This is a genomic window from Micromonospora sp. NPDC051006 (genome assembly GCF_044456245.1).
In the GTDB taxonomy this organism is placed as follows: domain Bacteria; phylum Actinomycetota; class Actinomycetes; order Mycobacteriales; family Micromonosporaceae; genus Micromonospora.
In genome coordinates this window covers 101,217-126,731 of the sequence record NZ_JBITFP010000012.1, presented here as the reverse complement: position 1 = coordinate 126,731, position 25,515 = coordinate 101,217, and the positions used below count along the sequence as shown (strand labels likewise).

Annotated in this window: 23 protein-coding genes; 16 read left to right on the top strand and 7 right to left on the bottom strand. The window is 72.1% G+C overall.

Annotation, left to right across the window (positions count from 1 at the left end):
* The first annotated feature begins 19 nt into the window (after positions 1-19).
* Both ACIBBA_RS19740 and ACIBBA_RS19735 read left to right on the top strand, forming a co-directional pair.
* Entirely contained in the window at positions 20-646 is a 627-nt protein-coding gene (locus ACIBBA_RS19740; protein WP_396699055.1) for an SRPBCC domain-containing protein, read from the top strand.
* Between the two features lie 69 nt (positions 647-715).
* Complete coding sequence (locus ACIBBA_RS19735; protein WP_357048303.1) at positions 716-1,159, top strand: hypothetical protein; 444 nt, start codon at positions 716-718, stop codon at positions 1,157-1,159.
* Positions 1,160-1,238: 79 nt separating this feature from the next.
* Here ACIBBA_RS19735 and ACIBBA_RS19730 read toward each other — a convergent pair whose 3' ends face one another.
* The 3 genes from ACIBBA_RS19730 to ACIBBA_RS19720 form a co-directional block, all read right to left on the bottom strand.
* Positions 1,239-1,607, bottom strand: coding sequence for a VOC family protein (locus tag ACIBBA_RS19730; RefSeq protein ID WP_396699053.1), 369 nt, complete (start codon positions 1,605-1,607; stop codon positions 1,239-1,241).
* A 221-nt stretch (positions 1,608-1,828) separates the two neighbouring features.
* A complete protein-coding gene (locus ACIBBA_RS19725; protein WP_396699051.1) occupies positions 1,829-3,466 on the bottom strand; it encodes a glycoside hydrolase family 13 protein in 1,638 nt (545 codons plus the stop codon).
* A 161-nt stretch (positions 3,467-3,627) separates the two neighbouring features.
* Entirely contained in the window at positions 3,628-4,716 is a 1,089-nt protein-coding gene (locus ACIBBA_RS19720; protein ID WP_396699049.1) for a LacI family DNA-binding transcriptional regulator, read from the bottom strand.
* A gap of 199 nt (positions 4,717-4,915) precedes the next feature.
* Between ACIBBA_RS19720 and ACIBBA_RS19715 the strand changes: the two genes are divergently transcribed.
* From ACIBBA_RS19715 to ACIBBA_RS19700, 4 genes are all read left to right on the top strand, one after another.
* Positions 4,916-6,163 (top strand): maltose ABC transporter substrate-binding protein, encoded by a 1,248-nt coding sequence (locus ACIBBA_RS19715; protein ID WP_350867463.1) that lies wholly within the window; start codon positions 4,916-4,918, stop codon positions 6,161-6,163.
* Positions 6,163-7,800: an ABC transporter permease subunit gene (locus tag ACIBBA_RS19710; RefSeq protein WP_396699047.1), complete on the top strand. Its 1,638-nt coding sequence runs from the start codon at positions 6,163-6,165 to the stop codon at positions 7,798-7,800. Before ACIBBA_RS19715 ends, ACIBBA_RS19710 begins: the two co-directional genes overlap by 1 nt.
* Positions 7,801-7,855: 55 nt before the next feature.
* Positions 7,856-8,788, top strand: coding sequence for a sugar ABC transporter permease (locus ACIBBA_RS19705; protein WP_396699045.1), 933 nt, complete (start codon positions 7,856-7,858; stop codon positions 8,786-8,788).
* Between the two features lie 315 nt (positions 8,789-9,103).
* The gene (locus ACIBBA_RS19700) at positions 9,104-10,912 is read left to right on the top strand and encodes a glycoside hydrolase family 13 protein (RefSeq protein ID WP_396699043.1); all 1,809 of its coding nucleotides are present in this window, start codon (positions 9,104-9,106) and stop codon (positions 10,910-10,912) included.
* A 49-nt stretch (positions 10,913-10,961) separates the two neighbouring features.
* Here ACIBBA_RS19700 and ACIBBA_RS19695 read toward each other — a convergent pair whose 3' ends face one another.
* A complete protein-coding gene (locus ACIBBA_RS19695) occupies positions 10,962-11,567 on the bottom strand; it encodes a TetR/AcrR family transcriptional regulator (protein ID WP_350867456.1) in 606 nt (201 codons plus the stop codon).
* Positions 11,568-11,663: 96 nt separating this feature from the next.
* Between ACIBBA_RS19695 and ACIBBA_RS19690 the strand changes: the two genes are divergently transcribed.
* The 9 genes from ACIBBA_RS19690 to ACIBBA_RS19650 all read left to right on the top strand — a co-directional run bounded on the left by ACIBBA_RS19690 (position 11,664) and on the right by ACIBBA_RS19650 (position 21,915).
* Positions 11,664-12,674 (top strand): hypothetical protein, encoded by a 1,011-nt coding sequence (locus tag ACIBBA_RS19690; RefSeq protein WP_396699041.1) that lies wholly within the window; start codon positions 11,664-11,666, stop codon positions 12,672-12,674.
* A gap of 112 nt (positions 12,675-12,786) precedes the next feature.
* Complete coding sequence (locus tag ACIBBA_RS19685) at positions 12,787-13,128, top strand: hypothetical protein (protein ID WP_357048330.1); 342 nt, start codon at positions 12,787-12,789, stop codon at positions 13,126-13,128.
* Positions 13,129-13,404: 276 nt separating this feature from the next.
* On the top strand, positions 13,405-14,472 hold the full coding sequence (locus ACIBBA_RS19680) for a BMP family ABC transporter substrate-binding protein (protein WP_350868777.1): 1,068 nt from the start codon (positions 13,405-13,407) through the stop codon (positions 14,470-14,472).
* Between the two features lie 204 nt (positions 14,473-14,676).
* Positions 14,677-16,317, top strand: coding sequence for an ABC transporter ATP-binding protein (locus tag ACIBBA_RS19675; protein WP_396699168.1), 1,641 nt, complete (start codon positions 14,677-14,679; stop codon positions 16,315-16,317).
* 28 nt (positions 16,318-16,345) lie between these two features.
* On the top strand, positions 16,346-17,701 hold the full coding sequence (locus ACIBBA_RS19670; protein ID WP_396699039.1) for an ABC transporter permease: 1,356 nt from the start codon (positions 16,346-16,348) through the stop codon (positions 17,699-17,701).
* 3 nt (positions 17,702-17,704) lie between these two features.
* A complete protein-coding gene (locus tag ACIBBA_RS19665) occupies positions 17,705-18,985 on the top strand; it encodes an ABC transporter permease (protein ID WP_396699037.1) in 1,281 nt (426 codons plus the stop codon).
* 15 nt (positions 18,986-19,000) lie between these two features.
* Positions 19,001-19,702: a cytidine deaminase gene (locus ACIBBA_RS19660; protein WP_396699035.1), complete on the top strand. Its 702-nt coding sequence runs from the start codon at positions 19,001-19,003 to the stop codon at positions 19,700-19,702.
* 146 nt (positions 19,703-19,848) lie between these two features.
* Positions 19,849-21,129, top strand: coding sequence for a thymidine phosphorylase (locus ACIBBA_RS19655; RefSeq protein WP_396699033.1), 1,281 nt, complete (start codon positions 19,849-19,851; stop codon positions 21,127-21,129).
* Between the two features lie 105 nt (positions 21,130-21,234).
* A complete protein-coding gene (locus ACIBBA_RS19650) occupies positions 21,235-21,915 on the top strand; it encodes a DUF4272 domain-containing protein (protein WP_350867443.1) in 681 nt (226 codons plus the stop codon).
* A gap of 10 nt (positions 21,916-21,925) precedes the next feature.
* Here ACIBBA_RS19650 and ACIBBA_RS19645 read toward each other — a convergent pair whose 3' ends face one another.
* Together ACIBBA_RS19645 and ACIBBA_RS19640 are read right to left on the bottom strand one after the other, a co-directional pair.
* The gene (locus tag ACIBBA_RS19645; protein ID WP_396699030.1) at positions 21,926-22,789 is read right to left on the bottom strand and encodes a putative RNA methyltransferase; all 864 of its coding nucleotides are present in this window, start codon (positions 22,787-22,789) and stop codon (positions 21,926-21,928) included.
* Between the two features lie 92 nt (positions 22,790-22,881).
* Positions 22,882-23,610, bottom strand: coding sequence for a sensor domain-containing protein (locus ACIBBA_RS19640; RefSeq protein ID WP_396699028.1), 729 nt, complete (start codon positions 23,608-23,610; stop codon positions 22,882-22,884).
* 206 nt (positions 23,611-23,816) lie between these two features.
* On the opposite strand from ACIBBA_RS19640, the gene ACIBBA_RS19635 reads away from it, so the two are divergent.
* Positions 23,817-24,899 carry an adenosine deaminase gene (locus tag ACIBBA_RS19635; protein ID WP_396699026.1) on the top strand — a complete coding sequence of 361 codons (1,083 nt, stop codon included), beginning with the start codon at positions 23,817-23,819 and terminating at the stop codon, positions 24,897-24,899.
* On the opposite strand, the gene ACIBBA_RS19630 is transcribed toward ACIBBA_RS19635, so the two are convergent.
* Positions 24,875-25,195 carry a hypothetical protein gene (locus ACIBBA_RS19630; RefSeq protein WP_396699024.1) on the bottom strand — a complete coding sequence of 107 codons (321 nt, stop codon included), beginning with the start codon at positions 25,193-25,195 and terminating at the stop codon, positions 24,875-24,877. The two genes, ACIBBA_RS19635 and ACIBBA_RS19630, sit on opposite strands and share 25 nt — an antisense overlap.
* Between the last annotated feature and the right edge of the window lie 320 nt (positions 25,196-25,515).

The window sequence follows — 25,515 nt, the reverse complement described above, 5'->3', positions numbered from 1 at the left end:
AACGACGAGGGGAGCATCGGTGATCGAACCGGAGGCGCTGACGGTCGAGGTCGCGGTGGCCGCGCCGATCGACCGGGTCTGGGCGGCGTTGACCGAGCCGGCCGAGATCCGGCGGTGGTTCGGCTGGGATTACGACGGCCTGTCCGACGAGATCCGCCACATCTTCGTCGACCACGCCGAGCGCTTCCCGCCCGACCGGATGGCGATGGCCGACGGGTCGGAGATCGTGCTCGCCGGCGACGGCGGGCGGACGCTGGTGCGGGTGGTCATGCCCGGCGACGGCGACGACGCCTTCAACCTGATCCTGGAGGGCTGGCGGGCCTTCTTCGAGCAGTTGCGCTTCCTGCTCGAACGGCAACCGGTCGGGCCTCGGCGCACCGTCTACCTGACCGGCGCGGCCACCGGCGCGCAACTGCTCGCCGCCCTGCCAGCGGGGGAGCAGTGGCACCGGAGCGGGTATCTGCGGATGGTGGTCGACGGCGACGGAAGGCTGCTGACCGCCCTGGCCGAGCAGCCGCTCGACGCGGGCGAGGTGGCTCCGGTGAGCCTCACCGTCACCAGCTACGGCCTGGACGACGACGCCGCGGCCCGCCTCCGCGACGAGTGGAACAGCCGCTGGCACGCCGCGCTCCCACCGGCCCCCTGACGGTCGCCGAGGAGGGCGGATCGGGCGAATGCCACCCGAGGCTCGGGGGAGACGGACGATGATGGGCCGGTGGGCGCACTCGTGACGTTGGACCTGCCGAGCGACTCGCCGATGCTCGGCCTGCCGTGGATCATCACGCTCGGTCCGCTCGGCGACGACGACGAGTGGGAGCCGGTGGTCTGCGGCCCCTACGAGCGTCCGCACGCGCTCGCCCTGGCCGAGGCGGTGGTGGCCGACGAACAGCTGATGGCCGTCGTCGAGCCGCTGCTGCCGGCGCTCTCCGCCGAGGAGATCCGCAGCGAGATCGCCGCCGCCCAGATTGCGGCGGCGGACGAGGCCGCCCAGGTCGACCAGGCCGACCTCTACGGCGATTTCGAGGACACCATCGACGAGGAGCTGGACGCGGCGGCGGACGAGGCCGGCCACGGTGAGCGGGCCGTCCCGCCCACCGAGGCCGAGCTGCGCGCCGGGTTCCGCCGCATCGCCGAGATCCTCACCGCCAAGGGGGCGTGACCGCCCGGCCCGGGAGGGCTCAGGCGGGCATCCGGCGCGGGTCGGCCCGGGCGCTGTCGTGGGCCCGGCCGCCGAGGGGTCACTGCCGGGTCGGCTGGGCGTCCAGGACGCAAAACTCGTTGTCCTCCGGGTCGGCGAGCACCACGAACTGCTCCTCCCCGGTCTGCCCGACGTCGGCGTGCCGGGCGCCGAGCCCGATCAGCCGCTGTATCTCCGCGCCCGGGTCGCCGTCGCTGACCAGGTCCAGGTGCAGCCGGTTCTTGCCCCGCTTCGCGGTGCCGGAGCCCTGCAGCCACACCGTGGGGCCGGTCGCACCGTCGGCGGGCCAGAGCTTCGCGCTGCCGTCATCGCCCTGCTCGACGGTGTAGCCGAGCGCCCCGGACCAGAACGTCACCATCAGATCGACGTCCTCGACGTCGAGGGTGTACTGCGTCACCCGTGCCACCATGTGCACCACCTCCGTCTGGTGCGGTACCCGGGCGGCGACGGGGCGACACGTGAGCCGCACCGACCATTGTGGTTTCCGGTTCCGGGCGGACGCCGGCGCCCCGCGGGGCGGACCCCGCGAGACGCCGGTGCCACCTCACCCCCCACCACAAGGGGCCGGTAGCCCAGTCGCCCGTCGGCGCGGGGCACAACGGACGACCAGGTTGCTGAGGGCTTACCCGTTCAGCTCCGATCGAACCAGGCGGCGGCATCCACCGGCAGCAGGTGCCCGGTGCCCTGCGCGGTGAGCGGTTCGCTGGCGGCCAGCGGCTCGCCGTACCCGTCGATCAGCGCCGGGGCGCCGCTGATGTTCACCACGCAGGTCAGCACGGCGTCGCCCGCGGCCCGGGTGAAGGCCAGCACGCCGGGCCCGGTCTCCAGCCAGGTGACCGGACCGGCGTCGGCCGCCAGCGCCGGGTGTTCGCGTCGGATCCGCAGGGCGGCGCGGTAGAGCTCCAGGGTGGAACCGGGGTCACCGGTCTGGGCGGCGACCGAGAGCGCACGCCAGGTGGCCGGGGCCGGCAGCCAGCTCAGCTCGCTGCCGGCCGGACCGAAGCCGTACGGCGCGAGTTCGCCGCTCCACGGGATCGGGACCCGGCAGCCGTCCCGGCTCTCGCCGGTGCGCAGGAACGCCGGGTCCTGGCGCAGCTCGTCGGGCAGGTCGAGCACCTCCGGCAGGCCCAGCTCCTCGCCCTGGTAGAGGTAGGCGCAGCCGGGCAGGGCGAGCATCAGCAGGGTGGCCGCGCGGGCCCGGCGCAGCCCCTCCGGCCCGTCGCCGTAGCGGGTGACGTGCCGCTGCTTGTCGTGGTTGGAGAGCACCCAGGTGGTCGGCGCGCCGACGATGGTCGACTCGGCCAGCGCGGTGTCGATGACCTTGCGGAACGAGTCGGCCGACCAGGTCGCGTCGAGGAAGTCGAAGCTGAACGCCTGGTGCAGCTCGTCCGGGCCGATGTAGCGGGCCAGCCGCTGCGGCGTCTCGGCCCAGGCCTCCGCCACCGCCATCCGGCCGCCGGGGTAGCTGTCCAGGATCGGCCGCCAGGAGCGGTAGATGTCGTGCACCTCGTCCTGGTCGAAGTAGGGGAGCCGGCCCTTGCCGAGCAGCTCGACCTGGCGCTGGCCGGTGGTCAGCGTGCTGAATCCGACGTCGGGCAGCCCTTCGGCCTTGATCATCCCGTGCGCCACGTCGATCCGGAAGCCGTCCACGCCCCGGTCCAGCCAGAAGCGCAGTACGTCCTCGAACTCGGCGCGGACCTCGGGGTGCCGCCAGTTCAGGTCCGGCTGGGCCGGGTCGAACAGGTGCAGGTACCACTGGCCGTCCGGCACCCGGGTCCAGGCCGGGCCGCCGAAGATGCTCTCCCAGTCGTTGGGTGGCAGCTCGCCGTGCTCACCCCGGCCCTCGGCGAAGAGGTAGCGGGCCCGCTGCGGGGAGCCCGGGGCGGCGGCGAGCGCGGCGGTGAACCAGGGGTGCGCGCTGGAGGTGTGGTTCGGCACCAGGTCGACGATGATCCGCAGCCCGAGGGTGTGCGCCTCGGTGATCATCGCGTCGAAGTCGCCGAGGGTGCCGAACATCGGGTCGACGTCGCGGTAGTCGGCCACGTCGTAGCCGCCGTCCACCATCGGGGAGGTGTAGAAGGGGGTCAGCCAGAGCGCGTCCACGCCGAGGTCGCGCAGGTACGGCAGGCGCTCCCGGAGACCCCGCAGGTCACCGATGCCGTCGCCGTTCGCGTCGGCGAAGCTGCGGACGTAGACCTGGTAGACGACCGCGGAGCGCCACCAGTCCTCGGCGGCGTCGGTCGGCGGGGCGGCGGAGGTGGCGGTCATCGGTGGCGTGTCCGTTCTCGGGCGCGTGACGTCGACACCCGGTGGTCTGGTTGCGGTGGGTGTCTGAGCAGAATGCCGGCCGGGCGCTGCAAGAGTCAAGCAGCGCTTGCGCAAGAAATGATCGCTATTGCGGGCCGCAAAGCCCCGGCCGGCGGGCCGGGTCAGGCCGGTACGGCCAGCGCGGGGGGTGTCGGGCGCCGCCGGGCCGACCCACCGGGCGCCGGGCGGGCCGGGTTCGCCGGCGCGACCGCGGTGGAGCCCCGGACCACCAGCTCCGGGCGGAACAGGTACTCGGAGTGCGGCGCGGCATGCCCGTTGATCTCGTCGACCAAGGCCCGGACGGCGGCCACTGCCATCGCGATCACCGGCTGTCGCATGGTGGTCAGCGGCGGGTCGGTGAAGGCCATCAGCGGCGAGTCGTCGTAGCCGACCACGGAGAGGTCGGTGGGGACCGTGAGGCCGCGCTGCCGGGCCGCCCGGACGGCGCCGAGCGCCATCAGGTCCGAGCCGCAGACGACGCCGGTGACGCCGCGGTCCAGCAACCGACCGGCGGCGGCCTCGCCACCCTCGACGCCGAAGAGGGTGAGCTCGGCGAGTTCGTCCAGTTCGGACTCGGCCAGCCCGGCCATCCGGCGCATCGCGTCGCGCCAGCCGGCCACCTTGCGCTGCACCGGCACGAACCGGTCCGGGCCGGTGATCAGGCCGATCCGCCGGTGCCCGAGTGCGACCAGGTGGGCCACGGCCAGCTCGGCGGCCTCGCCGTCGTCGCAGGAGACGAAGGGGGCCGCCACGTCCGGCACGTACCCGTTGATCATCACGACCGGCAGCGGCCGGGCGATCAGGGCGCGGTAGCGCTCGTGGTTGGCGGCCGTGTCGGCGTGCAGGCCGGAGACGAAGACGATCCCGGAGACCTGCCGGTCCAGCAGCATCTCGACGTACTCGTCCTCGGTGACCCCGCCCGGGGTCTGGGTGCAGAGCACCGGGGTGAACCCGCTCTGCGCCAGGGTCGACTCGATGACCTGCGCGAAGGCGGGAAAGATCGGGTTGTCCAGCTCCGGCACCACCAGGCCGACCAGGCCGGCGCTGCGCTTGCGCAGCCGGGCCGGCCGCTCGTAGCCCAACACGTCGAGGGCGGTGAGGACGGCCTGGCGGGTCTCCGGGGCCACGCCGGGGCGGTCGTTGAGCACCCGCGACACCGTGGCCTCGCTGACTTCGGCCTGTTGGGCGATGTCGGACAGTCGAGCGCGCATGGCGGCACTTTAGCCCAAGGGCAAGTTCTTGCGTACGGGTTCTGCAAGGTCTTCCATTCTTTGAAACCCCTTGCTAACGTCCCCGCAACACGCGACAGCAGCGGCGCCGTAACCGTGCGCCGGTTGGCAAGAACTTTCTCAGGTTCCCACTGGCGGGCGCCCTTCCCCCGGCGGACCCGCCACGACGACAGGAGTACCGATGCGCATCCGTACCGCGGGTGTGGTCGCCGTCTTCGCCCTGGCGCTCGCCGCCTCGGGCTGTGGCGGCGACAGCGACGAGCCGGCCACGAACGAATCCCCCAAGGCCGCCGGCGGCAAGCTGGTGATCTGGGCCGACGACAAGCGGACCGCCGCCCTCAAGCCGTTCGCCGAGAAGTTCGGCCAGGAGAACGGCGTCACCGTCGAGGTGCAGGCCGTCTCCAAGGACCTGCAGACCAACTTCGTGACCGCCTCGCAGCAGGGCAGCGGACCCGACGTCGTGGTCGGCGCGCACGACTGGATCGGCAACCTGGTGCAGAACGGCGCCATCGACCCGGTGCAGCTCGCCGCCGAGCAGAAGAGCGCGTTCAACGAGACCGCGGTCAAGGCGGTCACCTTCAACGGCCAGCTCTACGGCGCGCCGTACGCGATGGAGAACCTCGCCCTGATCCGCAACACCGAGCTGGCTCCCGAGGCGCCCAAGACCATCGAGGACCTGGTCGCCACCGGCAAGAAGCTCAAGGCGGACAAGAAGGCCAGCGAGATCCTCTGCCTCCAGTCCGGCCAGAACGGCGACGCGTACCACATCTACCCGCTCTACACCTCGGCCGGCGGCTACCTCTTCGGCACCGCGGCCAACGGCGACTACGACCCGAAGGACCTGGGCGTGGGCAAGCCGGAGTCGATCGAGGCGTTCAAGAAGATCGGCGCGCTCGGCGAGAAGGGTGAGGGGGCGTTGAAGCGCTCCATCACCGGCGAGAACTCGATCGCCACCTTCGGCGCCAAGAAGTGCGCCTTCCTGGTCTCCGGCCCGTGGGCCATCGCGGACGCCAAGAAGGCCGGCATCAAGTACGACATCTCCCCGGTCCCCGGCTTCGCCGGCGGCAAGGAGGCCCAGCCGTTCGTGGGCGTCCAGGCCTTCTACGTCGCGTCGAAGGGCAAGAACAAGGCGCTGGCGCAGGAGTTCGTGGCCAACTACGTGACCAAGCCGGACCTGGCCGTCGCGCTCTACAACGCCGAGCCCCGCCCGCCGGCGCTGACCGCCGCGCTCGACCAGGTCAAGGGCACCGACCCTGACCTGGCCAAGTTCACCGAGGCCGGCAAGAACGGCCAGGTGCTCCCGGCGATCCCGGCGATGGCCGCCATCTGGGACCCGTTCGGCAAGGCGGAGGCCGCCGTCATCGGCGGCGCCGACCCGGCCAAGACGATCACCGCGGCCGGTAAGACGATCGCTGGCCAGATCAAGTAATGAACGCGCCGCTGTCCGGCCAGGGGTCTGCCCAGCAGGCCCCGGGCCGGGAGCCCGTCGGCTCCCGGCCCCCGGGGCAACGCGCCGCGCGTGACCACGCGCCGACCACCCTGACCGGACTGGCGGTCAAGGTGGTCCTGCTCGGCCTGACCGCCGGCATCGCCACCTGGGCCGCCTTCCCGCTGGTCGAGGCGGAGAAGTGGGTCGGGCTGGCCCTGCTGGCGGCGACCACGGCCGGCCTGTTCTACCTCTACCTCACCCCCCGGCACATCCCGGCGAAGTACCTGGTTCCGGGAACGCTCTTCCTGATCGCGTTCCAGGTGTTCCCGGTGCTCTACACGGCGAGCACCGCCTTCACGAACTTCGGTGACGGGCACCGCGGCACCAAGGACGACGCGGTCGTCGCCATCCAGACCGCCTCGGTCAAGCAGGTGCCCGGCTCCGTCGAGTACGCCCTCTCCATCGCCACGAAGGGCGACCCGGCCACCGGTCCGCTGGTCTTCCTGGTCAGCGACCCGAGCACCGGCGCCGTCTCGGTCGGCGACGCCGAGGGGCTGCGCCAGCTCGACCCGGCCGACGTCACCGTCGCACCGGGCGGCAAGGTCACCGCCGCCGACGGCTACACCGTGCTGAACTTCGGCCAGGCCGGCGCCCGCGGTCAGGAGATCACCGACCTGGTCGTGCCGACCGCCGGCGGCGCGATCCGGTCCACCGGGCTGACCCGCGCCTACGAGGGCAAGGCGGTCCGGGCGTACGACGCCGGCTGCGACTGCGTGCGGGACAGCGAGACCGGCAAGTCCTGGTCGGCGGACGAGGAGACCGGCTCCTTCGTCGCCGCCGACGGTGAGCGGCTGGCCCAGGGTTGGAAGGTCAATGTCGGGCTCTCGAACTTCAGCCGGGTACTGACCGACCCGAACATCTCCGGGCCGTTCTTCGGCACCCTGATCTGGAACTTCGGCTTCGCGATCGGCTCCACCGGGCTCACCTTCCTGCTCGGCATGGCCATCGCGCTGGCGCTGCACTCACCGCGGGTGCGCGGCACCAACCTCTACCGGGTGCTGCTGATCCTCCCGTACGCCATGCCGTCGTTCGCGATGCTGCTGGTCTGGCGGGACATGTTCAACACCGACTTCGGCCTGGTCAACAACCTGTTCGGGCTCGGCGTCGACTGGTTCGGCCAGGACTGGTCGGCCCGGGCCGCGGTGTTGCTGGTGCAGCTCTGGCTCGGCTACCCGTACATGTTCCTGGTGGCCACCGGCGCGTTGCAGGCCATCCCCGCGGAGCTGACCGAGGCGACGTCGGTCGACGGGGCGTCACCCTGGCAGTCGTTCCGCGCGGTGACCCTGCCGCTGCTGCTGGTCGCGCTCTCTCCGCTGCTGATCGCGTCGTTCGCGTACAACTTCAACAACATCAACGCGATCTGGCTGACCACCGAGGGCGGCCCGTTCCCGGCGGACAACCCGCGCAACGGGGCGACGGACCTGCTGATCACCTACACCTACCGGCTGGCCTTCGGCGCCCAGGGCGCCGAGTACGGCACGGCCGCTGCGGTCTCGATCTTCATCTTCGCGATCGTCGCGACGGTCTCGGCGATCAGCTTCCGACGTACCCGCAAGCAGGAGGAGGTGTACGCATGAGCGAGCGTCAGCGAGCAAACCCTCTCGGCGGCACGGAGCGCAGCGGAGTGCCGGCATGAGCACCCTCAGCGGGGTCCGGGCCGCAGGCGACACGGCCGGCGGCGCGTCGGTCGTCAACCGCAACTCGCGCGGCGGGTCGAGGGGCCGGTGGTTCCGCCAGGTCGGCTGGCGGCACCTGGTCGGGGTGCTGGCGGTGGTTTTCAGCCTCTTCCCGATCGTGTTCGTGCTCTCCGCGGCGCTCAACCCGCGCGGCACGCTCTCGTCCACCGAGCTGGTGCCGACCGACGGGGTGTCGGTGGAGAACTTCGGCAACCTCTTCGCGCAGTTCGCGTTCGCCCGCTGGTTCGCCAACAGCCTGCTCGTCGCCGGTCTCGCCGCGCTGGTGTCGATCTTCCTCTCCGCGCTGGCGGCGTACGCCTTCTCCCGGATGCGCTTCGCGGGCCGCCGGATCGGGCTGCTCGCGCTGCTGCTGATCCAGATGTTTCCGCAGTTCCTGGCGGTCGTGGCGATCTTCCTCATCTTCACAACGATCACCGACCTGTGGCCGGGGATCGGCTTCAACACGCCCTGGGGGTTGTTCCTGCTCTACATGGGCGGCGCGCTGGGCGTGAACACCTGGCTGATGAAGGGTTTCTTCGACACCCTGCCGAGGGAGTTGGACGAGTCGGCCACCATGGACGGCGCGACGCACGCCCAGGTCTTCTTCCGGATCATGCTGCCGCTGGTCGCGCCGATCCTGGCGGTGACCGCGCTGCTCTCCTTCATCGGCACGATCAACGAGTTCATGCTCGCCAACGTGTTCCTCACCGACACCGATTCGAAGACTCTCGCGGTCGGCATGTACGGCATGGTGGCCGGCGAGCGGAACAACAACTTCGGGATGTTCGCGGCGGCCACCCTGCTCACCGCGATCCCCACGGTGCTGGTCTTCCAGCTCCTGCAGCGCTACATCGTCTCCGGCCTGACCTCCGGAGCGGTGAAGGGGTGAATCGGAGTGGTGGCTGAGAGATTGCCACTCGGCACCGGGTTGCCCCTCCGGCGCGCCACCGTCCGTCGCATCCTTTGCTCTGCTTCAACGACGGCAACGGCCACCGTCCGATATCCGGACGGTCGCCGTTGCCTCGGCTGAAGCAGAGCAAAGGTGCCCGACGGGGACCGGCCGCGGCCCAGCCCGGCCTCGGCCCCGGCCCGGCCTCCGGCCCAGCCCGGCCTCGGCCCGGTCGGGTCGCCGCCGCGCTGTCGCCCGCCGCCGCCGGCCCGCGGCGCACCGCCCAGCCCACCCCGCAACGGAAGGATCCCTGCCGTGTTCGCGCACCACGACGGCTCCGCTCTTCACGTCCCCGAGCAGGAGCCCTCGCTCGGCGACACCGTCGACGTCTTCGTCCGGGCGCCGGCCGGTGCCGACGTCCGGCAGGTGCACGTCCGCACCACTGGTGACGGCGAACCCCGGTTCACCGAGGCGGTGGTGGACCGGGTCGACGGCGACGAGGTCTGGTGGCGTGCTCCGGTCGAGGTTCGCAACCCGGTCAGCAACTACCGCTTCCTGCTCACCGGCGGCCGCGGCCACCGCTGGCTGAACGCCGCCGGGGTGGTCGGCCACGACATCCCGGACCACGGCGACTTCAAGCTGGTCAGTCACGCCCCGCCGCCGGCCTGGGCGCGGGACGCGGTGATCTATCAGATCTTTCCGGACCGGTTCGCCCGTTCCGCGAGCGCGGACGGCCGGGTGCCGCCGGACTGGGCGATCCCGTGCGACTGGGAGACGCCGGTGATCGGGCGCGGCCCTGAGACACCACACCAGTTCTACGGCGGCGACCTGGACGGCGTCGTCGAGCGGCTGGACCACCTGGACCGGCTCGGGGTGAACACCGTCTACCTGACCCCGATCTTCCCGGCCCGATCCAACCACCGCTACGACGCGGCGAGCTTCGACACCGTCGACCCGTTGCTCGGCGGGGACGCCGCGCTGGCCCGGCTCGCCGACGCGGTGCACGCCCGCGGTTGGCGGCTGCTCGGCGACATCACCAGCAACCACACCGGCGACGCGCACCGTTGGTTCACCGCAGCCACCGCCGACGTCGGCGCTGCCGAGCGGGAGCTGTACTACTTCGACGAGGTGACCGGCGACTACGAGTCCTGGAACGGCGTCAGGTCGCTGCCGAAGCTGAACTGGGGCAGCGCCGAGCTGCGCCGCCGCTTCGCCACCGCGCCCGACTCGCTGCTGCGCCGCTGGCTTCGCGAGCCGTACCGGTTGGACGGCTGGCGGGTGGACGTGGCGAACATGACCGGTCGGCGGGGCGCCGACGCGTACACCCACGAGGTGGCCGCGCTGCTGCGGGCCGTGGTGACGCAGACCCGGCCGGACGGCCTGGTGATGGCCGAGCACGGTCACGACCACACCGGTGACCTGGACCGCGACGGCTGGCACGGGACCATGAACTACGTCGGCTTCACCGACCCGGTCTGGTCCTGGCTGCGCCACGGCGATCAGCCGGTGCCGAACTTCCTCGGCACCCCGGGCGGGGTGCGCCGTCGGGACGCCGAGGCGGTGCTGTCCACCATGCACGCCTTCCGGTCGCTGGTCTCCTGGCGCTCGTACACCCACTCGTGGCAGCTGCTCGGCTCGCACGACTCGGCCCGGATCCGGACCGTGGTCGGCGACGCCGCCGCCCGGCAAGAGGTGGCGGCCGGGCTGCTCGCCACCATGCCGGGCACTCCGATGATCTTTGCCGGGGACGAACTCGGCCTTCCCGGCGTCAACGGTGAGGGTTCGCGTACCCCGATGCCGTGGCACCGGCCGGAGAGCTGGGACGCGGGGACCTTCGCCGCGTACCGGTCGCTGCTCGCGCTGCGTCGCGCCGAGCCCGCGCTGCGCCACGGCGGCCTGCGGTGGCTGCATTCCGACCCGGACACTCTGATCTTCCTGCGCGAGTCACCGGCGGGCTCGGTGCTGGTGCTGGCCCGACGGTCGGCCGCCGGGCCGGTCCGGCTGACCGGGCTTCCGGTCGGCGAGAACCTGTACGGCGGCGCGCCCGCGCTGCGGCCCGACCGGGACGGCGCGATGACGCTGCCGGGCGACGGCCCCACCTTCCAGGTCTGGCGGCTGAGCTGAGCCCGGACGCGCGCTCCGGCTGGCCGGTGCGGACCTCCCTCGGCGGGGGTCAGACCGACCGCGGGGTCGCGCCGAGCAGGGCGGCCACCCCGGTCAGGTAGGTCGCGCGGTCCGGGACGCCGGTCAGCAGTCGCTGGATGAACCAGCCCGGGACCAGGCCGAACAGCGCCGCGCCGGCGGCCTCCGGGTCGGCGTCGGCGGGCAGTTCGCCGGAGCGCTGGGCCCGCCGGACCAGGGCCGTGAAGTGCTCGCGGAAGCCGGCGTACTTCTCGGCAACGAAGGCGGCCAGCGCGGGGTCGCGCTGCGACTCGCCCCAGACCTGGATCGCGATGCGCAGCGCGCCGTCGTCCTCAAGCTGGGTCTCGATGTACGCCAGCACCCGGTCGAGCACCGCCAGCAGCGGCAGCGGCGGGTCCTGCCGGGTCAGCTCGGTGAGCACCTGACCCGCCCCGCCGATCGCCTGCTCCGCGATCGCGTTGATCAGGTCGGTCTTGCTCGGGAAGTAGCGGTAGACCGCGCCCACCGAGAGATCGGCCTCGGCGATCACGTCCTGCATCGAGGTGCGGTGGAAGCCCTCCCGCAGAAAGCACCGGCGAGCGGCCTCGACGATCTGCCGGCGGCGGGCGGCGCGGTGTTCTTCGGAGACTCGTGGCACGCCACACAGTGTAAAGCGAACGTTCGTTCTTGACACATCGACGGCTCAGGGCTCACGCTCGTATCAGAGAACGAGCGTTCGTTTTAGGAGATTGCCGTGTCCTCCTCGCCCACCCGCAGCCGCTCGCCGTTGAAGCTCGCCCTCCTGGTCGCCGCCCTGGCGGTGGCGGTGCAGGCGTTGCTCGTACCGCTCTTCGCCGCCCCGGCGGCCAATCTCGCCCCCCGCGACCTGCCGATCGCCGTCGCCGGGCCGGCACCCGTGGCCGGGGATCTGGCCGGCCGGCTCGCCGCGGCCCAGCCCGGCGCGTTCGCGGTGACCACCCTGCCGGACGCCGAGGCGGCCGACCGGGCGCTGCGCGACCGCGAGGTCTACGCGGCCTTCGTTGCCGGCCTGGACGGCGTCACCCTGCACACCGCGCCCGCCGCCAGCCCGACGGTCGCCGCCCTGCTCGCCGAGGCGGCCGGGCAGCTCTCCGCCGGCCGGCCGGTGCCGGTGGTGCCGGTGGTCCCCGCCGACCCGGACGACCCCCGGGGCGCCGGGTTCGCCGCCGGCTTCCTGCCGTTCGCGATGACCAGCCTGCTGGCCGGCGCGCTGCTGACCCTGTTGGTGCGCGGGCGGGCCGCCCGGCTGGCCGGGCTGGCGGCCTACGCCGTGCTCGCCGGCGCGGCGGGTGTCGTCGTGCTGCATGACTGGCTGGGCGTGATCGGCGGGAACCGGCTCGCCGAGGGAGGCGTGATCGGGCTCTTCGCGCTCGCCGCCGGGGCCACGGTCGCCGGGCTGGGTGCGGCGCTCGGCCGGCCGGGGATCGGGCTGGGCGCACTGCTGGTTTTCCTGGTCGGTAACCCGCTCTCGGCGGTCTCCGCCGCCCCCGAGCTGCTGCCGCAGCCCTGGGGCGAGATCGGGCAGTGGCTGCCGGTCGGCGCGGGCGGCACCGCGCTGCGCTCCGCCGCCTTCTTCGGTGGCGCCGGCGCCGGCCAGGCGGTGGCGATCCTCGCCGGGTACGCCGTGGCGGGGTTGCTCCTGGTGCTGCTCGCCCGCCGGGCCGGATCGGCGCCGGCGGTCGGCGGTCCGGCCGCGGCCGAGCGTGCCGCGGTGCCCGCGGGCTGACCGGCCGGTGCCGCAGGCCGGGCGGCGGTGTGCCCTGCTCGGCGGGGCTGCGGCTCGCCGCGCCCGCCGCCCCCCTACTACAAAGTGTCGTTGATAGGGGAGGATGGTGCCCGTGGAAGCACTGAGGCTGATCCTTCTCTACGTCCATCTCATCGGGTTCGCGTTGCTGCTGGGCGGTTCGATCGCCCAGTACGCGAGCGGCCGGCTGCGGATCAACGCGGCCATGCTCTGGGGCGCCGTGATCCAGCTGCTGACCGGTATCGGGCTCAGCGCGCCGCTGCGCGACGGGGACGAGCCAGCGCCGGCAAAGCTTGTTACCAAGTTCGTCATCGCGGTGCTGATCTTCGTAATGGTCTTCTTCTCCCGTAAGCGGGCCGACGTCAACCGGGGTCACTTCCTCGCAATTGTCGGGTTGACCCTGGTCAACGCGGCGGTGGCGGTCTTCTGGCGGTAACGTCAGGCTTGCGGCGACGTCCGCAGAACCGGACGTTTCGCCACGCCTGGGCGCGCCTCTACCGGCACGAAGAGTGATCTGCCCCACCGAAGGGTTACGTAGGGGTAACAGGCACTCAACAGTCGTGCACGATTGTCGGCCGGTGGGTGGGCGCGGGCGTACGCTCCCGTCCGTAACGTGGGACGCCGGCGGCACAGCGCAAGCCGGCTCAAGGGCTGCCACCGCACTAGGCGCGGTGTGCAATGGGAAGGAGACGTCTTGCGCTCGGTGCGTGGGATGCGGATCGCCTCGATCGTGGCGGCGGGTGGGCTCGTGCTGAGCGCCGCCGCTTGTGGCGAGGCGCCGGATGAGAACAACGGCGCCGGTGACGGCGGCAAGAAGTTCACCGCCTGCATGGTGACCGACGTCGGCGGCATCGACGACAAGTCGTTCAACACCTCGGCCTGGAAGGGTCTCGAGGAGGCCAAGGCCGCCAACGGCAACATCGAGACCAAGTTCGTGGCCTCGAAGGCCGAGGCGGACTACGAGCCGAACCTGACGCAGTTCGTCAACCAGAAGTGCGACTTCATCCTGGCTGTCGGTGGCCTGATGGCCAACGCGACCTCGAAGATCGCCAAGGCGAACCCGAACCAGCAGTTCGGCATCGTCGACGCCAACCCGGGTGACGCCAACGTCTACCCGATGCAGTTCGACACCGCGCAGGCCGCCTTCCAGGCCGGTTACCTCGCCGCCGGGATGAGCAAGACCGGCAAGGTGGGCACCTATGGTGGCCTGCCGATCCCGCCGGTGACCATCTTCATGGACGGCTTCGTCGACGGCGTCGCGCACTACAACAAGACCAAGGGCAAGAACGTCCAGGCGCTGGGCTGGAACAAGGAGACCCAGAAGGGCTCCTTCACCAACGACTTCGCCAAGCAGGACGAGGGCAAGAAGGTCTCCGACACGCTGGTCGCCCAGGGTGCGGACATCATCATGCCGGTCGCCGGCGGCTCCGGCCTCGGCACCACCGCCGCGGCCAAGGCCTCGGGTGGCAAGTACAGCACCATCTGGGTGGACGTCGACGGCTGCGAGAGCACGCCGGACTGCTCCGCGATCCTGACCACCGTGGTCAAGAACATCCCGGAGGCCGTCAAGGAGGCCGTGCTCAAGGCCGCCGGTGGCGAGAAGCTTCCGGCCCAGCCGGGCTTCGTCGGCACCCTGGCCAACACCGGCGTCTCGATCGCCCCGTACCACGACTTCGACAGCAAGGTTCCGGCCGAGCTGAAGGCCGAGGTCGACAAGATCAAGGCGGACATCTCCGCCGGCACCATCACCGTCACCTCGAAGGCCCAGCCGACCAAGTGACGACTGGCCGGTCCCACCGGTGAGATCATCGGGTGGAGCCGGCGGTAACAGGTACGACCGATCCGGCCGCTCCGGCCCGGCGGGGGCATTCACCCCGTCGGGCGGGAGCGGCCGATCGCGCGCCCGCCACGGCGCCCGGCCCGGTCAGCGGGCGGGTCGACCGGCAGCTACGCTGCACCATCGCTCGCACTCCAGGAGGTTGCGCTGAGACTCGAACTGCGCGGCATCACCAAGCGGTTCGGTGATCTGGTCGCCAACGATCACATCGACCTGACGGTGGAGCCTGGGGAGATTCACGCCCTGCTCGGCGAGAACGGCGCGGGCAAGTCGACCCTGATGAACGTGCTCTACGGGCTCTATCAGCCCGACGAGGGCGAGATCCTGGTCGACGGCGAGCCGCTGAAGCTGAAGGGCCCGTCCGACGCCATCGCCGCCGGGATCGGCATGGTGCACCAGCACTTCATGCTGGTGCCGGTCTTCACGGTGGCCGAGAACATCATGCTCGGCGCCGAACAGGTGCGGGGCGGGATCGCCGGATTCCTGGACCGGCGGCGAGCCCGCCGCCAGGTCACCGAGGTCTCCGAGCGATACAACCTGCGGGTCGACCCGGATGCGGTGATCGAGGACCTGCCGGTCGGCATCCAGCAGCGGGTGGAGATCGTCAAGGCGCTCACCCGTGACGTCGACCTGCTCATCCTCGACGAGCCGACCGCGGTGCTCACCCCGCAGGAGACCGAGGAACTGCTCGCCGTCATGCGGTCGCTCAAGGCCGCCGGCAAGTCGATCGTCTTCATCACCCACAAGCTCGGCGAGGTGAAGGCGATCGCCGACCGGATCACCGTGATCCGGCGCGGCAAGACGGTCGGTACGGCCTCCCCGGAGGCGAGCCGGGACGAGCTGGCGGCGCTGATGGTCGGCCGTAACGTCCGGCTCACCGTGGAGAAGGCCGAGGCCACCCCGGGCCGGCCGGTGCTCGAGGTCGCCGGGCTGGTGGTGGACGACGACCGGCAGATCCGCGCGGTCGACGGCATCGACCTGACCGTGCGCGCCGGTGAGGTGCTCGGCGTGGCGGGCGTGCAGGGCAACGGCCAGACCGAGTTGATCGAGGCGATCATGGGCCTGCGCCCGGTGCTCGCCGGCACGGTCACCCTCGACGGCGACCGGATCGACGGCTGGGCGACCAAGAAGGTGCTGCGGGCCGGCGTCGGCTACGTGCCCGAGGACCGCAGCGTCGACGGGCTGGTCAAGGAGTTCAGCGTCGCCGAGAACCTGGTGCTGGACATCTACGACCGAGCGCCGTTCGGCAAGGGACTCTCGCTCAAGCCGGACGCCATCGCCGCCTCGGCGAAGGAGCGGATCGCGCAGTTCGACGTGCGCACCTCCTCGGCCGACGCGCCGGTGGGCACCCTCTCGGGCGGCAACCAGCAGAAGGTGATCGTGGCCCGGGAGCTCTCCCGACCGCTGAAGCTCTTCATCGCCGCCCAGCCGACCCGCGGCGTGGACGTGGGATCCATCGAGTTCATCCACAGCCGGGTCATCCGGGAGCGGGACATCGGCACCGCCGTCATGGTCGTCTCCAGCGAGCTGGACGAGGTGATCGGGCTGGCCGACCGGATCGCGGTGATGTACCGCGGCCGGATCATCGGCATCGTCGGCCCGGAGACCCCCCGCGAGGAGATCGGCCTGCTGATGGCCGGCATCGCGCCGGACGTGGCGGCCGAACAGGTTCGTGGCCCGGCGGCCGAGCCGGCCGACGGCGCGGCGTCCGGGCAGACCGGTGACGCGGCGGCGAGCAACGGTGGCGCGGCGTCCGCCGAGGGCCCAGGTAGCGAGGACGAGGCATGAGCGAGCGCATCATCAGGTGGAGTGCGGCATGAGCGACCCCACTCCGCAGTCGGGTTCGCCCGACAAGGAGCCGGCGACCGAGGCGCAGGCGGCGCAGAACGCGCTGGGTAACACCGAGCGGGCCGAGCCGGCGACGACGCCGCAGAGCGGCGCACCCGAGCCCCGGCCCTCGCTCGGCCGGCTGTTCCTGGACAACCTCTGGGCGGCCAACACCTTCACGGTGACCCTGCTCTCGCTGGTGCTGGCGATCGTGGTCGGCGGCATCCTGATGATCATCTCGGATCCGGAAGTCCTGTCGACCTACTCGTACATCACCGCCCGCCCGTCGGACGCGTTCAGCGCCAGCTGGACGCTGGTCAGCGAGGCGTACGCCAACCTGTTCAAGGGCTCCGTCTTCGACCCGGAGGCCTTCTCCGGCTGGTTGAACGGTGACAACGGGTGGCAGGCGGTGCTCGCGCCGATCTCCGAGACGCTCACCTACACCGCGCCGCTGGTCTTCACCGGCCTCTCGGTGGCGCTCGCCTTCCGCGGCGGCCTGTTCAACATCGGCGCCCAGGGCCAGGCCACCATCGGCGTGATCCTGGCCGCGCTGGCCGGCTTCCTGCTGCCGCTCCCGCCCGGCCTGCACCTGCTCGTCGCGGTGCTCGCCGGTGGCCTCGGCGGTGCGGTCTGGGGCTTCATCCCGGGCATCCTCAAGGCGCGCACCGGCGCGCACGAGGTGATCATCACGATCATGCTCAACTACGTCGCCACGTACTTCCTGACCTGGCTGATCGTGCAGAACGGCGTGCAGGACCCGACCCGTACCGACGCGATCAGCAAGGCCGTGGACTCCTCGGCCCAGCTGCCCCGGCTGCTCGGCGACAACCTCCGGGTGCACTCCGGCATCCTGCTCGCCGTGCTGGCCACCTGGGCGGTGGCGTGGCTGCTCAACCGCTCCACGCTCGGCTTCGAGCTGCGGGCCGTGGGCGCCAACCCGGACGCCGCCCGCACCGCCGGCATCAGCGTCACCCGGACGTTCGTCCTCATCATGGTGTTCGCCGGGATCCTGGCCGGCCTGGGCGGCTCGAACATGGTGCTCGGCTCGACCGCCAGCGCGCTCACGCCGCTGGTGGTGGCGCAGATCGGCTTCGACGGAATCCTGGTGGCGCTGCTCGGCCGCCTGAAGCCGTGGGGCGTCGCGCTCGCCGCGCTGCTCTTCGGCGCACTCCAGGCCGGCGGCAACCGGATGCAGTCGTACTCCGGGATCTCGCTGGAGCTGGTCACCGTGCTCCAGGCGCTGATCGTCATCTTCATCGCCGCGCCGGCCCTGGTGAAGGCGATCTTCCAGCTCCGGGCCGCACGGGCCGCCCGGCTGCAGACGAGCCTGGCGAAGGGCTGGTAACTCATGTCCACCATGGCTGTCCCCGACGTCGCGGTTGCTCCCGTCGACGAGGGATTCTGGACCCGCAGCCGCAAGGCCGGCCTCGTGCTGCTGGCACTCGGCCTGCTGGCCGCGGTGCTGTTCGGCGCGCTCGCCACCGACCAGCAGGCCCGGTTCACACTCAGCGAGGACGCCGCCGGCGCCGCCCTGGAGATCAACGGTACGGTCGGCGGGATCCTCTTCGGGGCGATCGCGGCCGCCGCCGGTGCGGCGCTGCTCGCCGGGCTCCCGAAGCGCTGGTTCCTCACCGTGCTCGGCGTGGGGCTGGTCGGCTTCGTGCTCTCGTTCCTCTGCTGGCAGGTCTCCGCAGCCCCGGCCGGGCAGAACTTCATGCCGCTGGTCAACATCCTGCGGGGCACCTTCATCCTGGCCCTGCCGCTGATCTTCGGCGCGCTCGCCGGGGTGCTCTGCGAGCGCTCCGGCGTGGTGAACGTGGCCATCGAGGGGCAGCTGCTGATGGGGGCGTTCAGCGGCGCGCTCTTCGGGAGCATCTCCGGCAGCGTCTGGGTGGGTCTGGTCGCGGCGGCGATCGGCGGTGCGACCATCTCGCTGCTGCTGGCGGTCTTCTCCATCCGCTACCTGGTCGACCAGACCGTCATGGGAATCGTGCTGAACCTGCTCGCGGTGGGCGTCACCGGCTTCCTCTACGAGCGGCTGATGCAGACCAACGCGGAGAAGTACAACAGCGCGCCCCGCTTCAGCAACTGGGAGATCCCGCTGCTCAAGGACATCCCGGTGCTCGGGCCGGCGCTGTTCCGGGGCAACATCTTCCTCTACCTCGGCCTGCTGCTGGTGCTGGTGATCCACTTTGGGTTGTTCCGCACCCGGTGGGGTCTGCGGACCCGCTCGGTCGGCGAGCACCCGATCGCCGCCGACACCCTCGGCGTCCGGGTGCTCGGGCTGCGCTACCGCAACGTGCTGCTGGCCGGTGTGGTCGCCGGCATCGGCGGCGCGTCGTACACGCTGGCGCTGTACTCGTTCACCAAGAACATGATCGGCGGCAAGGGCTTCATCGCGCTGGCTGCGCTGATCTTCGGCCGGTGGAACCCGACCGGCGCGCTGCTCGCCGCGCTCTTCTTCGGCTTCGCCGACCAGCTCGCCACCTACCTGGGCGCGATCAACAGTGTGATCCCCAGCCAGTTCCTGGCCATGCTGCCCTACCTGGCGACGATCCTGGCGGTGGCCGGGCTGGTCGGTAGGGTGCGGGCACCGGCCGCGGACGGCAAGCCGTACATCAAGGGCTGACGGGGAGAGCACCACATGGAGATCGACTGGACCCAGCTGCGCGCCGCCGCCGTCGAGGTGATGCGGCACGCGTACGCCCCGTACTCGAAGTTTCCCGTCGGGGCGGCCGCCCTGGTCGACGACGGCCGGGTGGTGGTCGGCTGCAACGTGGAGAACGCCGCGTACGGCGTCGTGCTCTGCGCCGAGTGCGGCGTGGTCTCGTCGCTGCACGCCACCGGCGGCGGTCGGCTGGTCGCGCTCTCCTGCGTGGACGCGACCGGCGAGCCGCTGATGCCCTGCGGCCGGTGCCGGCAGCTGCTCTGGGAGAACGGCGGCCCGGAGTGCCTGATCGAGACGAAGGGCCGCCCGCTGCGGATGGCCGAGCTGCTGCCGCACGCGTTCGGGGTGGAAGACCTGGACGCGGTGATCGGGGAGACCCCGCTGCCGGTGGTGCCGGAGCGGCTGGCCGCCTGGCGCGGCCGGGGCACGGTCTTCGTGCACGCCGACCTCAACGCCGGCCAGCAGGTCTGGACGGCGTACTGGGAGCGGTCCGCCGGGGACGACGCGCAGGCCGAGACCGGGGTGCTGGAGGAGGGCCCGAGCTGGGACGACCCGGCCGAGGCGATCACCTGGGGTCTGGCCCGTACGCCCCGGGTGGTGGTCGTCGACGCGAACGGCGGCATCTTCTGGGCCGGCGAGGGTGAGCCGCCGATGGAGATCCCGGACCGCTGGGGTTGATCGTGGTTCAGCTTCAGGGATGGGGCCGACCGTGCCCGGCTCCGGGCGGTCAGGCTTGATCCCTCCGCCGGGCACGGTCGGCCCCATCCCCCGTGGGCACGGTCCGCTGGCCGGTTCCGCCATTCGACTAGGAAAGATCTTCTGTGATGAGTGAGTTCGCGGCGGTTGATGTTATTCGGGCTAAGCGGGACGGCGGGGTGCTGTCGGACGCGCAGATCGACTGGGTGGTCGACGCGTACACCCGGGGCGTGGTGGCCGACGAGCAGATGTCGGCGCTGGCCATGGCGATCCTGCTGCGCGGGATGACCGGCCCGGAGATCGCCCGGTGGACCGCCGCGATGATCGCCAGCGGAGAACGGCTGGACCTCTCGGCCGTCGACCGGCCGACCGTCGACAAGCACTCCACCGGCGGGGTCGGCGACAAGATCACGCTTCCGCTCACCCCGCTGGTGGCCGCCTGCGGCGCCGCCGTGCCACAGCTGAGCGGACGGGGCCTCGGGCACACCGGCGGCACGCTGGACAAGCTCGAGTCGATTCCGGGCTGGCGGGCGGCGCTGAGCAACGACGAGTTCATCAACCAGCTGCGCGACGTCGGCGCGGTGATCTGCGCGGCCGGCGCCGGCCTCGCCCCGGCCGACCGGAAGCTGTACGCGCTGCGCGACGTGACCGGCACCGTCGAGGCGATCCCGCTGATCGCCAGTTCGATCATGAGCAAGAAGATCGCCGAGGGCACCGGCGCGCTGGTGCTCGACGTCAAGGTCGGCTCGGGTGCGTTCATGAAGTCGGTCGAGCACGCCCGCGAGTTGGCCCGCACCATGGTCGAGCTTGGCGGGGCGCACGGCGTACGGACCGTTGCCCTGCTCACCGACATGTCCACCCCGCTCGGCCGGGCTATCGGCAACGGGGTGGAGGTGACCGAGTCGGTCGAGGTGCTGGCCGGCGGCGGTCCGGCCGACGTGGTCGAGCTGACGCTGGCCCTGGCCCGGGAGATGCTCGACGCGGCCGGCCTGCCGGACGCCGACCCGGCGAGCGCGCTCCGCGACGGCCGGGCGATGGACTCCTGGCGGGCGATGATCCGCGCCCAGGGGGGTGACCCGGACGCGCCGATGCCGACCGCTCCCGAGGTCGAGGTGGTCGCGGCGCCGGCCGACGGGTTCGTCGAGTCGATCGACGCGTACGCCATGGGGGTGGCCGCGTGGCGGCTCGGCGCCGGCCGGGCCCGCAAGGAGGACCCGGTCAGCGTGCCGGCCGGGATCCTGTTGCACAAGCGGCCGGGTGACCCGGTGCGGGCCGGCGAACCCCTCTACGAGCTGCGCGCCGAGCAGGCCGATCGGCTGCCCGCGGCGCTGGCCGAGGCCGCCCGGGCGGTACGAATCTCACCGAGCGCGCCGGTGGCGGCACCGTTGGTGATGGAGCGGATAGGCTGACCCCGCGGCGCCGGGGCGGCGTGTCGTCGGCCACCTGGGACCGCTATCCTGCCTGGCCAAGGGGGGACAACCGGCGCTGAGTCGTCGCGAGCAAGGGAATTCGCCGTGACCGTACCTGCCCCCGACCCACGTGAGGTGCGCGAGGCGAGCCTGGACGAGCTGTCCCGGCTGGGCCTGCCGCTGCCGCCTCCGCAGTTCCCGCTCGTCTGGGAGCCCGACGACCAGATCGAGCTGCGTCCCAGGGTGGAGATCGAGGCCCGGATCGCCGTGCTGCACCTGATCCTGGCCCGCTGCTTCGGGATGCCGCCGCAGGCCGCGATGAGCTGGCTGCTCGCGTCGCACCTGGTCGAGATGGTCACCCCGCCGGAGTGGCAGTTCGTCACCGGCAGCAAGGGCGACCACCGCTCGTTCGTGCTGCACCACGACGCGCTCTTCTCGCTCGCCTGGGTGCTCGGCCTGACCAAGGTGCTCGACCCGACGCTGCCGGTCGACGAACGGCTGGTAGAGCGGATGCCGCACATCGCCGGCGGGGAGACCTTCGGCCAGTGGCGGTCCCGGATCCTCGCCGCGCCGCAGCACCCGGCCGACGCCGCCGCCCTGCTCGACCTGCACTACTGCCTGGACTGGGCGTACCTGGAGATGGAGCGGCACGGCAAGACGCTGCCCGGGCTGGTCGACGCGAACGCGATCGGCCAGCGGCGGTGGGCGCTGGAGTGGGCGGTGATCCTCCGCGGGCCGTACCACGACGAGCCCCCCGGCTGGGAAGAGGTCGACCTCTCCACCTGAACCTCGCCGGTCAGCTCGGGATCGGCCGCCACACGGCGAGCCGGACCGCGACGGTGACCCGGACCGGTTCGGCCAGCGCGGCGATCCGGCTGGCCAGCCCGGCCGGGTCGGTGTGCCAGGCGCTGGGCCCCATGCCCACCAGCGTGGCCACCTCGGGTCGGGTCAGCGTCAGCTCGCTCCGGTGCAGCGCGACGCCCACCCGGGTGAACTGCGCGCCGAGGCTGCTGGCCACCCGGTCCTCCTTGGTCGGGTCGACCCGGAGCAGCCCGAGCGGGCCGACCAGCTCGGCGAGGTGCTCCTCGGCGGGGGTCACCACGAGCAGCGCCCCGGCCGGATGCAGCACCCGGCGGAACTCCGGACCGTTGCGCGGCGCGAAGACGTTCAGCAGCAGGTCGGCCGCGCCGTCGGCGAGCGGCAGCCGCTGCCAGGTGTCGGCGAGCGCCGCCGCGGCCCGCGGGTGGGCCCGGGCGGCCCGGCGCAGCGCCGGCTTCGACACGTCCAGGGCCAGACCGACGGCGTCCGGCAGCGCCGCCAGCACCGCCGCCAGGTACCGGCCGGTCCCGGCGCCGGCGTCCACCACCAGGGGGTACGCCCCGGCGACCGGTGGTGTCACGGCCACCGCCGCCTCGGCGAGCGCGGTCGAGATCAGGTCGTAGTGCCCGGCGGTCAGGAAGTCGGCGCGGGCGGCCACCATCTCGGCGCTGTCACCGACGTGCGGGGCGCGACCGGCGAGCAGGTTGACGTAGCCCTGCCGGGCCACGTCGAAGCTGTGCCGGCGCGGGCAGCGCAGCGCCTGGGCGGTGCCGGCGACCGCCTCGGTCAGCGGTTCGCCGCAGACCGGGCAGCGCAGCCGGTCGAGGATGCGAGCGTCCATTGCTCAGGCGTCCGGACGGGGCGGCGCCGGGCGGACCCGGCCGTGGGCACGGGTCGGTCCCGCGCCCCGGAGCGGCTTCGACTCCTCGGCGTTCACGCTCGGCACGGTAGCTCCACCTGGACCACGGTAGGCCCACCGGCCGGCGGGTCGAAGGCCGCCCGGCTGTCGCTGGCGGTCGGCCCGAGCAGGGCCCGCGTCAACCGCGCCTCCAGCTCGACCAACCCGCGCGGCAGCCGGTACGCGACGGACGCCACCAGAAGCCCGACCACGGCGGCCAGCGCGGGGGAGTCGACGGGCAGGCCGGGGTACGGGTCGATCAGGCCGGGTCGGATTCCGTGCAGCACCGGCGCGGCCAGCCCCTGCGCCGCGCCGAGCCAGCACACCACCGGCAGCAGTACCCCGAGGGCGGTGAACGGCAGGTGGACGAGCTGGAAGAGCAGGTCCCGATAGGTGGCCGGGTCGGTCATCCGCACCGCCAGCCGGGCGGTGACCGGCCCGGTCGCGGGGCGGTACGGCGAGGCCACCGGTTCGCCCGCCACCCGCCGGCGTTGCCGGTCCAGCACGGCTCGGGACCGGGTCACCGCCCGATCGAGCAGCGGCAGGCCGATGCCGGCCGGGCTCAGCGCGACACCGGCGAGGGTGCCGAGGGCGAGCAGTCCGCCGGCGAGCGCGACCGGCCCGCCGGCCAGCAGGTGGCCGAGATCTCGTAGCGCCTGACCGGCGATGCTCACCGGCTCCTGCTCCCCGCCGGCCCTGGTGGGACCGGGCCACCGGTGACCGGTGGCCGCGCCGCCGGCGCCCGTCGTCATCGTGGTCCCCATCGCCGCCTCCGCCGCTCGTCAGCCCAGCCTTGACGCTAGGTGGACCGGTGGGCCGCTTCGATGGTGTGCGCACCACAGTCCATGGTGGTGCTGGCATCACCGTCAGCGGGGTGGTGACCCCTCCGCGCCGGAGCGCCCGGGTGGCGCCCGTGACGGGCGCGGCCGGTCCCGGCGCGGTCGCGCCCGCGGCTGACTAGGGTCTGAGCATGGTCGCGACTATCCGGTACGAGGACATCGTCAAGGTCCCGAAGGCGCTGCTGCACGATCACCTGGACGGCGGCCTGCGGCCGGCGACGATCGTCGAGCTGGCAGCGGAGGTGGGGCACAAGCTGCCCACGGCCGACGCCGAGGCGCTCGGGGGCTGGTTCGTGGAGGCGGCTGCCTCCGGCTCGCTGGAGCGCTACCTGGAGACGTTCGCGCACACCGTCGCCGTGATGCAGACCGCGCCCGCGCTGCGTCGGGTCGCCCGCGAGTGCGCGCTCGACCTGGCCGCCGACGGGGTGGTCTACGCCGAGGTGCGCTTCGCCCCGGAGCAGCACCTGGAGCGGGACCTCAGCCTCGACGAGGTGGTCGAGGCGGTGCTCGTCGGCTTCGCCGAGGGCAGCGCCCAGGCCGCCGCGGCCGGCACCCCGATCCGGGTGGGCACGCTGCTTACCGCGATGCGGCACGCCGCCCGCTCGCAGGAGATCGCCGAGTTGGCCGTGCGGCACCGGGACGCCGGTGTGGTGGGCTTCGACATCGCGGGCGCGGAGGCGGGCTTCCCGCCGACCCGGCACCTGGACGCCTTCGAGTACCTCCAGCGGGAGAACTTCCACTTCACCATCCACGCCGGCGAGGCGTTCGGGCTGCCGTCGATCTGGCAGGCCATCCAGTGGTGCGGCGCGGACCGGCTCGGCCACGGGGTGCGGATCGTGGACGACATCACCACCGGGCCCGAGCCGGTGCTCGGCCGGCTGGCCGCGTACGTCCGGGACAAGCGGATCCCGCTGGAGCTCTGCCCGTCGTCGAACGTGCAGACCGGCGCCGCGGCCTCGATCTCCGAGCATCCGATCGGGCTGCTGCGCGACCTGCGCTTCCGGGTGACGGTGAACACCGACAACCGGCTGATGAGTGGCACGTCGATGTCCCGCGAGATGGCGCTGCTGGTCGACGCCTTCGGCTACGGCTGGGCCGAACTGCGGTGGTTCACCATCAACGCGATGAAGAGCGCCTTCATCCCGTTCGACGAGCGGCTGCGGATCATCGACGAGGTGATCAAGCCGGCCTACGCGGAGCTGCTGCTCGACTGATCGGCGCGCTGCGGGTGGCCGGCGAGCAGGCCGGCCACCTGGCGCAGCACCTCTCGGCCCCGGGCCGCCTCGGCGCCCAGCCCGGTCTGCCGGCGCAGCACCGCCGGCTCGGCACGCAACAGCGCCAACCCCCGGCGGAGCAGGACCCGGGGCCCCTTGCGCTGCTCGGCCAGGTCGCGGCTGAGCCGGCGGAGGAAGGTGGCGCCGCGCGGCCGGCGCAGGGCGTACGCGCCGGCGAGCAGCCCGCGCCGTTGGCACTCCGCGACAATCTCGGCGGCGAAAATCCCTTCGGCCACAAAAAGTGGCGATCCGGCTATGTCAAATGCCCGGGTGGCCACCCGGCGGTCCGCGCCTATCGCATAAACCGGCACTTCCGCCCGACCCTCCCGGGCCAGCTTGGCAATGGTTTCCACAGCCGTCTCGGCGTCCCAGGACAGCGGTGACTCCCAGTCCACCTGGCCGCTTCGGCGTGGCAACGTAGGGTCATCGCCCTCCTTGTAGAAGTCGTCCAAGCACAGCACCGGAAGCCCGGTTCGTTGCGCTATGTACGACTTTCCAGAGCCGGAAGGGCCGGCGAGCAGGACGACGCGGTGCGGGTGCCTCATTACCTTCAGTA

Coding starts and splice junctions, on each gene's coding strand:
- ACIBBA_RS19730 (WP_396699053.1), bottom strand. CDS start 1,607: ATGGTGGCACGGGTGACGCAGTACACCCTCGACGTCGAGGACGTCGAT.
- ACIBBA_RS19725 (WP_396699051.1), bottom strand. CDS start 3,466: ATGACCGCCACCTCCGCCGCCCCGCCGACCGACGCCGCCGAGGACTGG.
- ACIBBA_RS19720 (WP_396699049.1), bottom strand. CDS start 4,716: ATGCGCGCTCGACTGTCCGACATCGCCCAACAGGCCGAAGTCAGCGAG.
- ACIBBA_RS19715 (WP_350867463.1), top strand. CDS start 4,916: ATGCGCATCCGTACCGCGGGTGTGGTCGCCGTCTTCGCCCTGGCGCTC.
- ACIBBA_RS19710 (WP_396699047.1), top strand. CDS start 6,163: ATGAACGCGCCGCTGTCCGGCCAGGGGTCTGCCCAGCAGGCCCCGGGC.
- ACIBBA_RS19705 (WP_396699045.1), top strand. CDS start 7,856: ATGAGCACCCTCAGCGGGGTCCGGGCCGCAGGCGACACGGCCGGCGGC.
- ACIBBA_RS19680 (WP_350868777.1), top strand. CDS start 13,405: ATGCGGATCGCCTCGATCGTGGCGGCGGGTGGGCTCGTGCTGAGCGCC.
- ACIBBA_RS19670 (WP_396699039.1), top strand. CDS start 16,346: ATGAGCGACCCCACTCCGCAGTCGGGTTCGCCCGACAAGGAGCCGGCG.
- ACIBBA_RS19665 (WP_396699037.1), top strand. CDS start 17,705: ATGTCCACCATGGCTGTCCCCGACGTCGCGGTTGCTCCCGTCGACGAG.
- ACIBBA_RS19660 (WP_396699035.1), top strand. CDS start 19,001: ATGGAGATCGACTGGACCCAGCTGCGCGCCGCCGCCGTCGAGGTGATG.
- ACIBBA_RS19655 (WP_396699033.1), top strand. CDS start 19,849: ATGAGTGAGTTCGCGGCGGTTGATGTTATTCGGGCTAAGCGGGACGGC.
- ACIBBA_RS19645 (WP_396699030.1), bottom strand. CDS start 22,789: ATGGACGCTCGCATCCTCGACCGGCTGCGCTGCCCGGTCTGCGGCGAA.
- ACIBBA_RS19640 (WP_396699028.1), bottom strand. CDS start 23,610: ATGGGGACCACGATGACGACGGGCGCCGGCGGCGCGGCCACCGGTCAC.
- ACIBBA_RS19635 (WP_396699026.1), top strand. CDS start 23,817: ATGGTCGCGACTATCCGGTACGAGGACATCGTCAAGGTCCCGAAGGCG.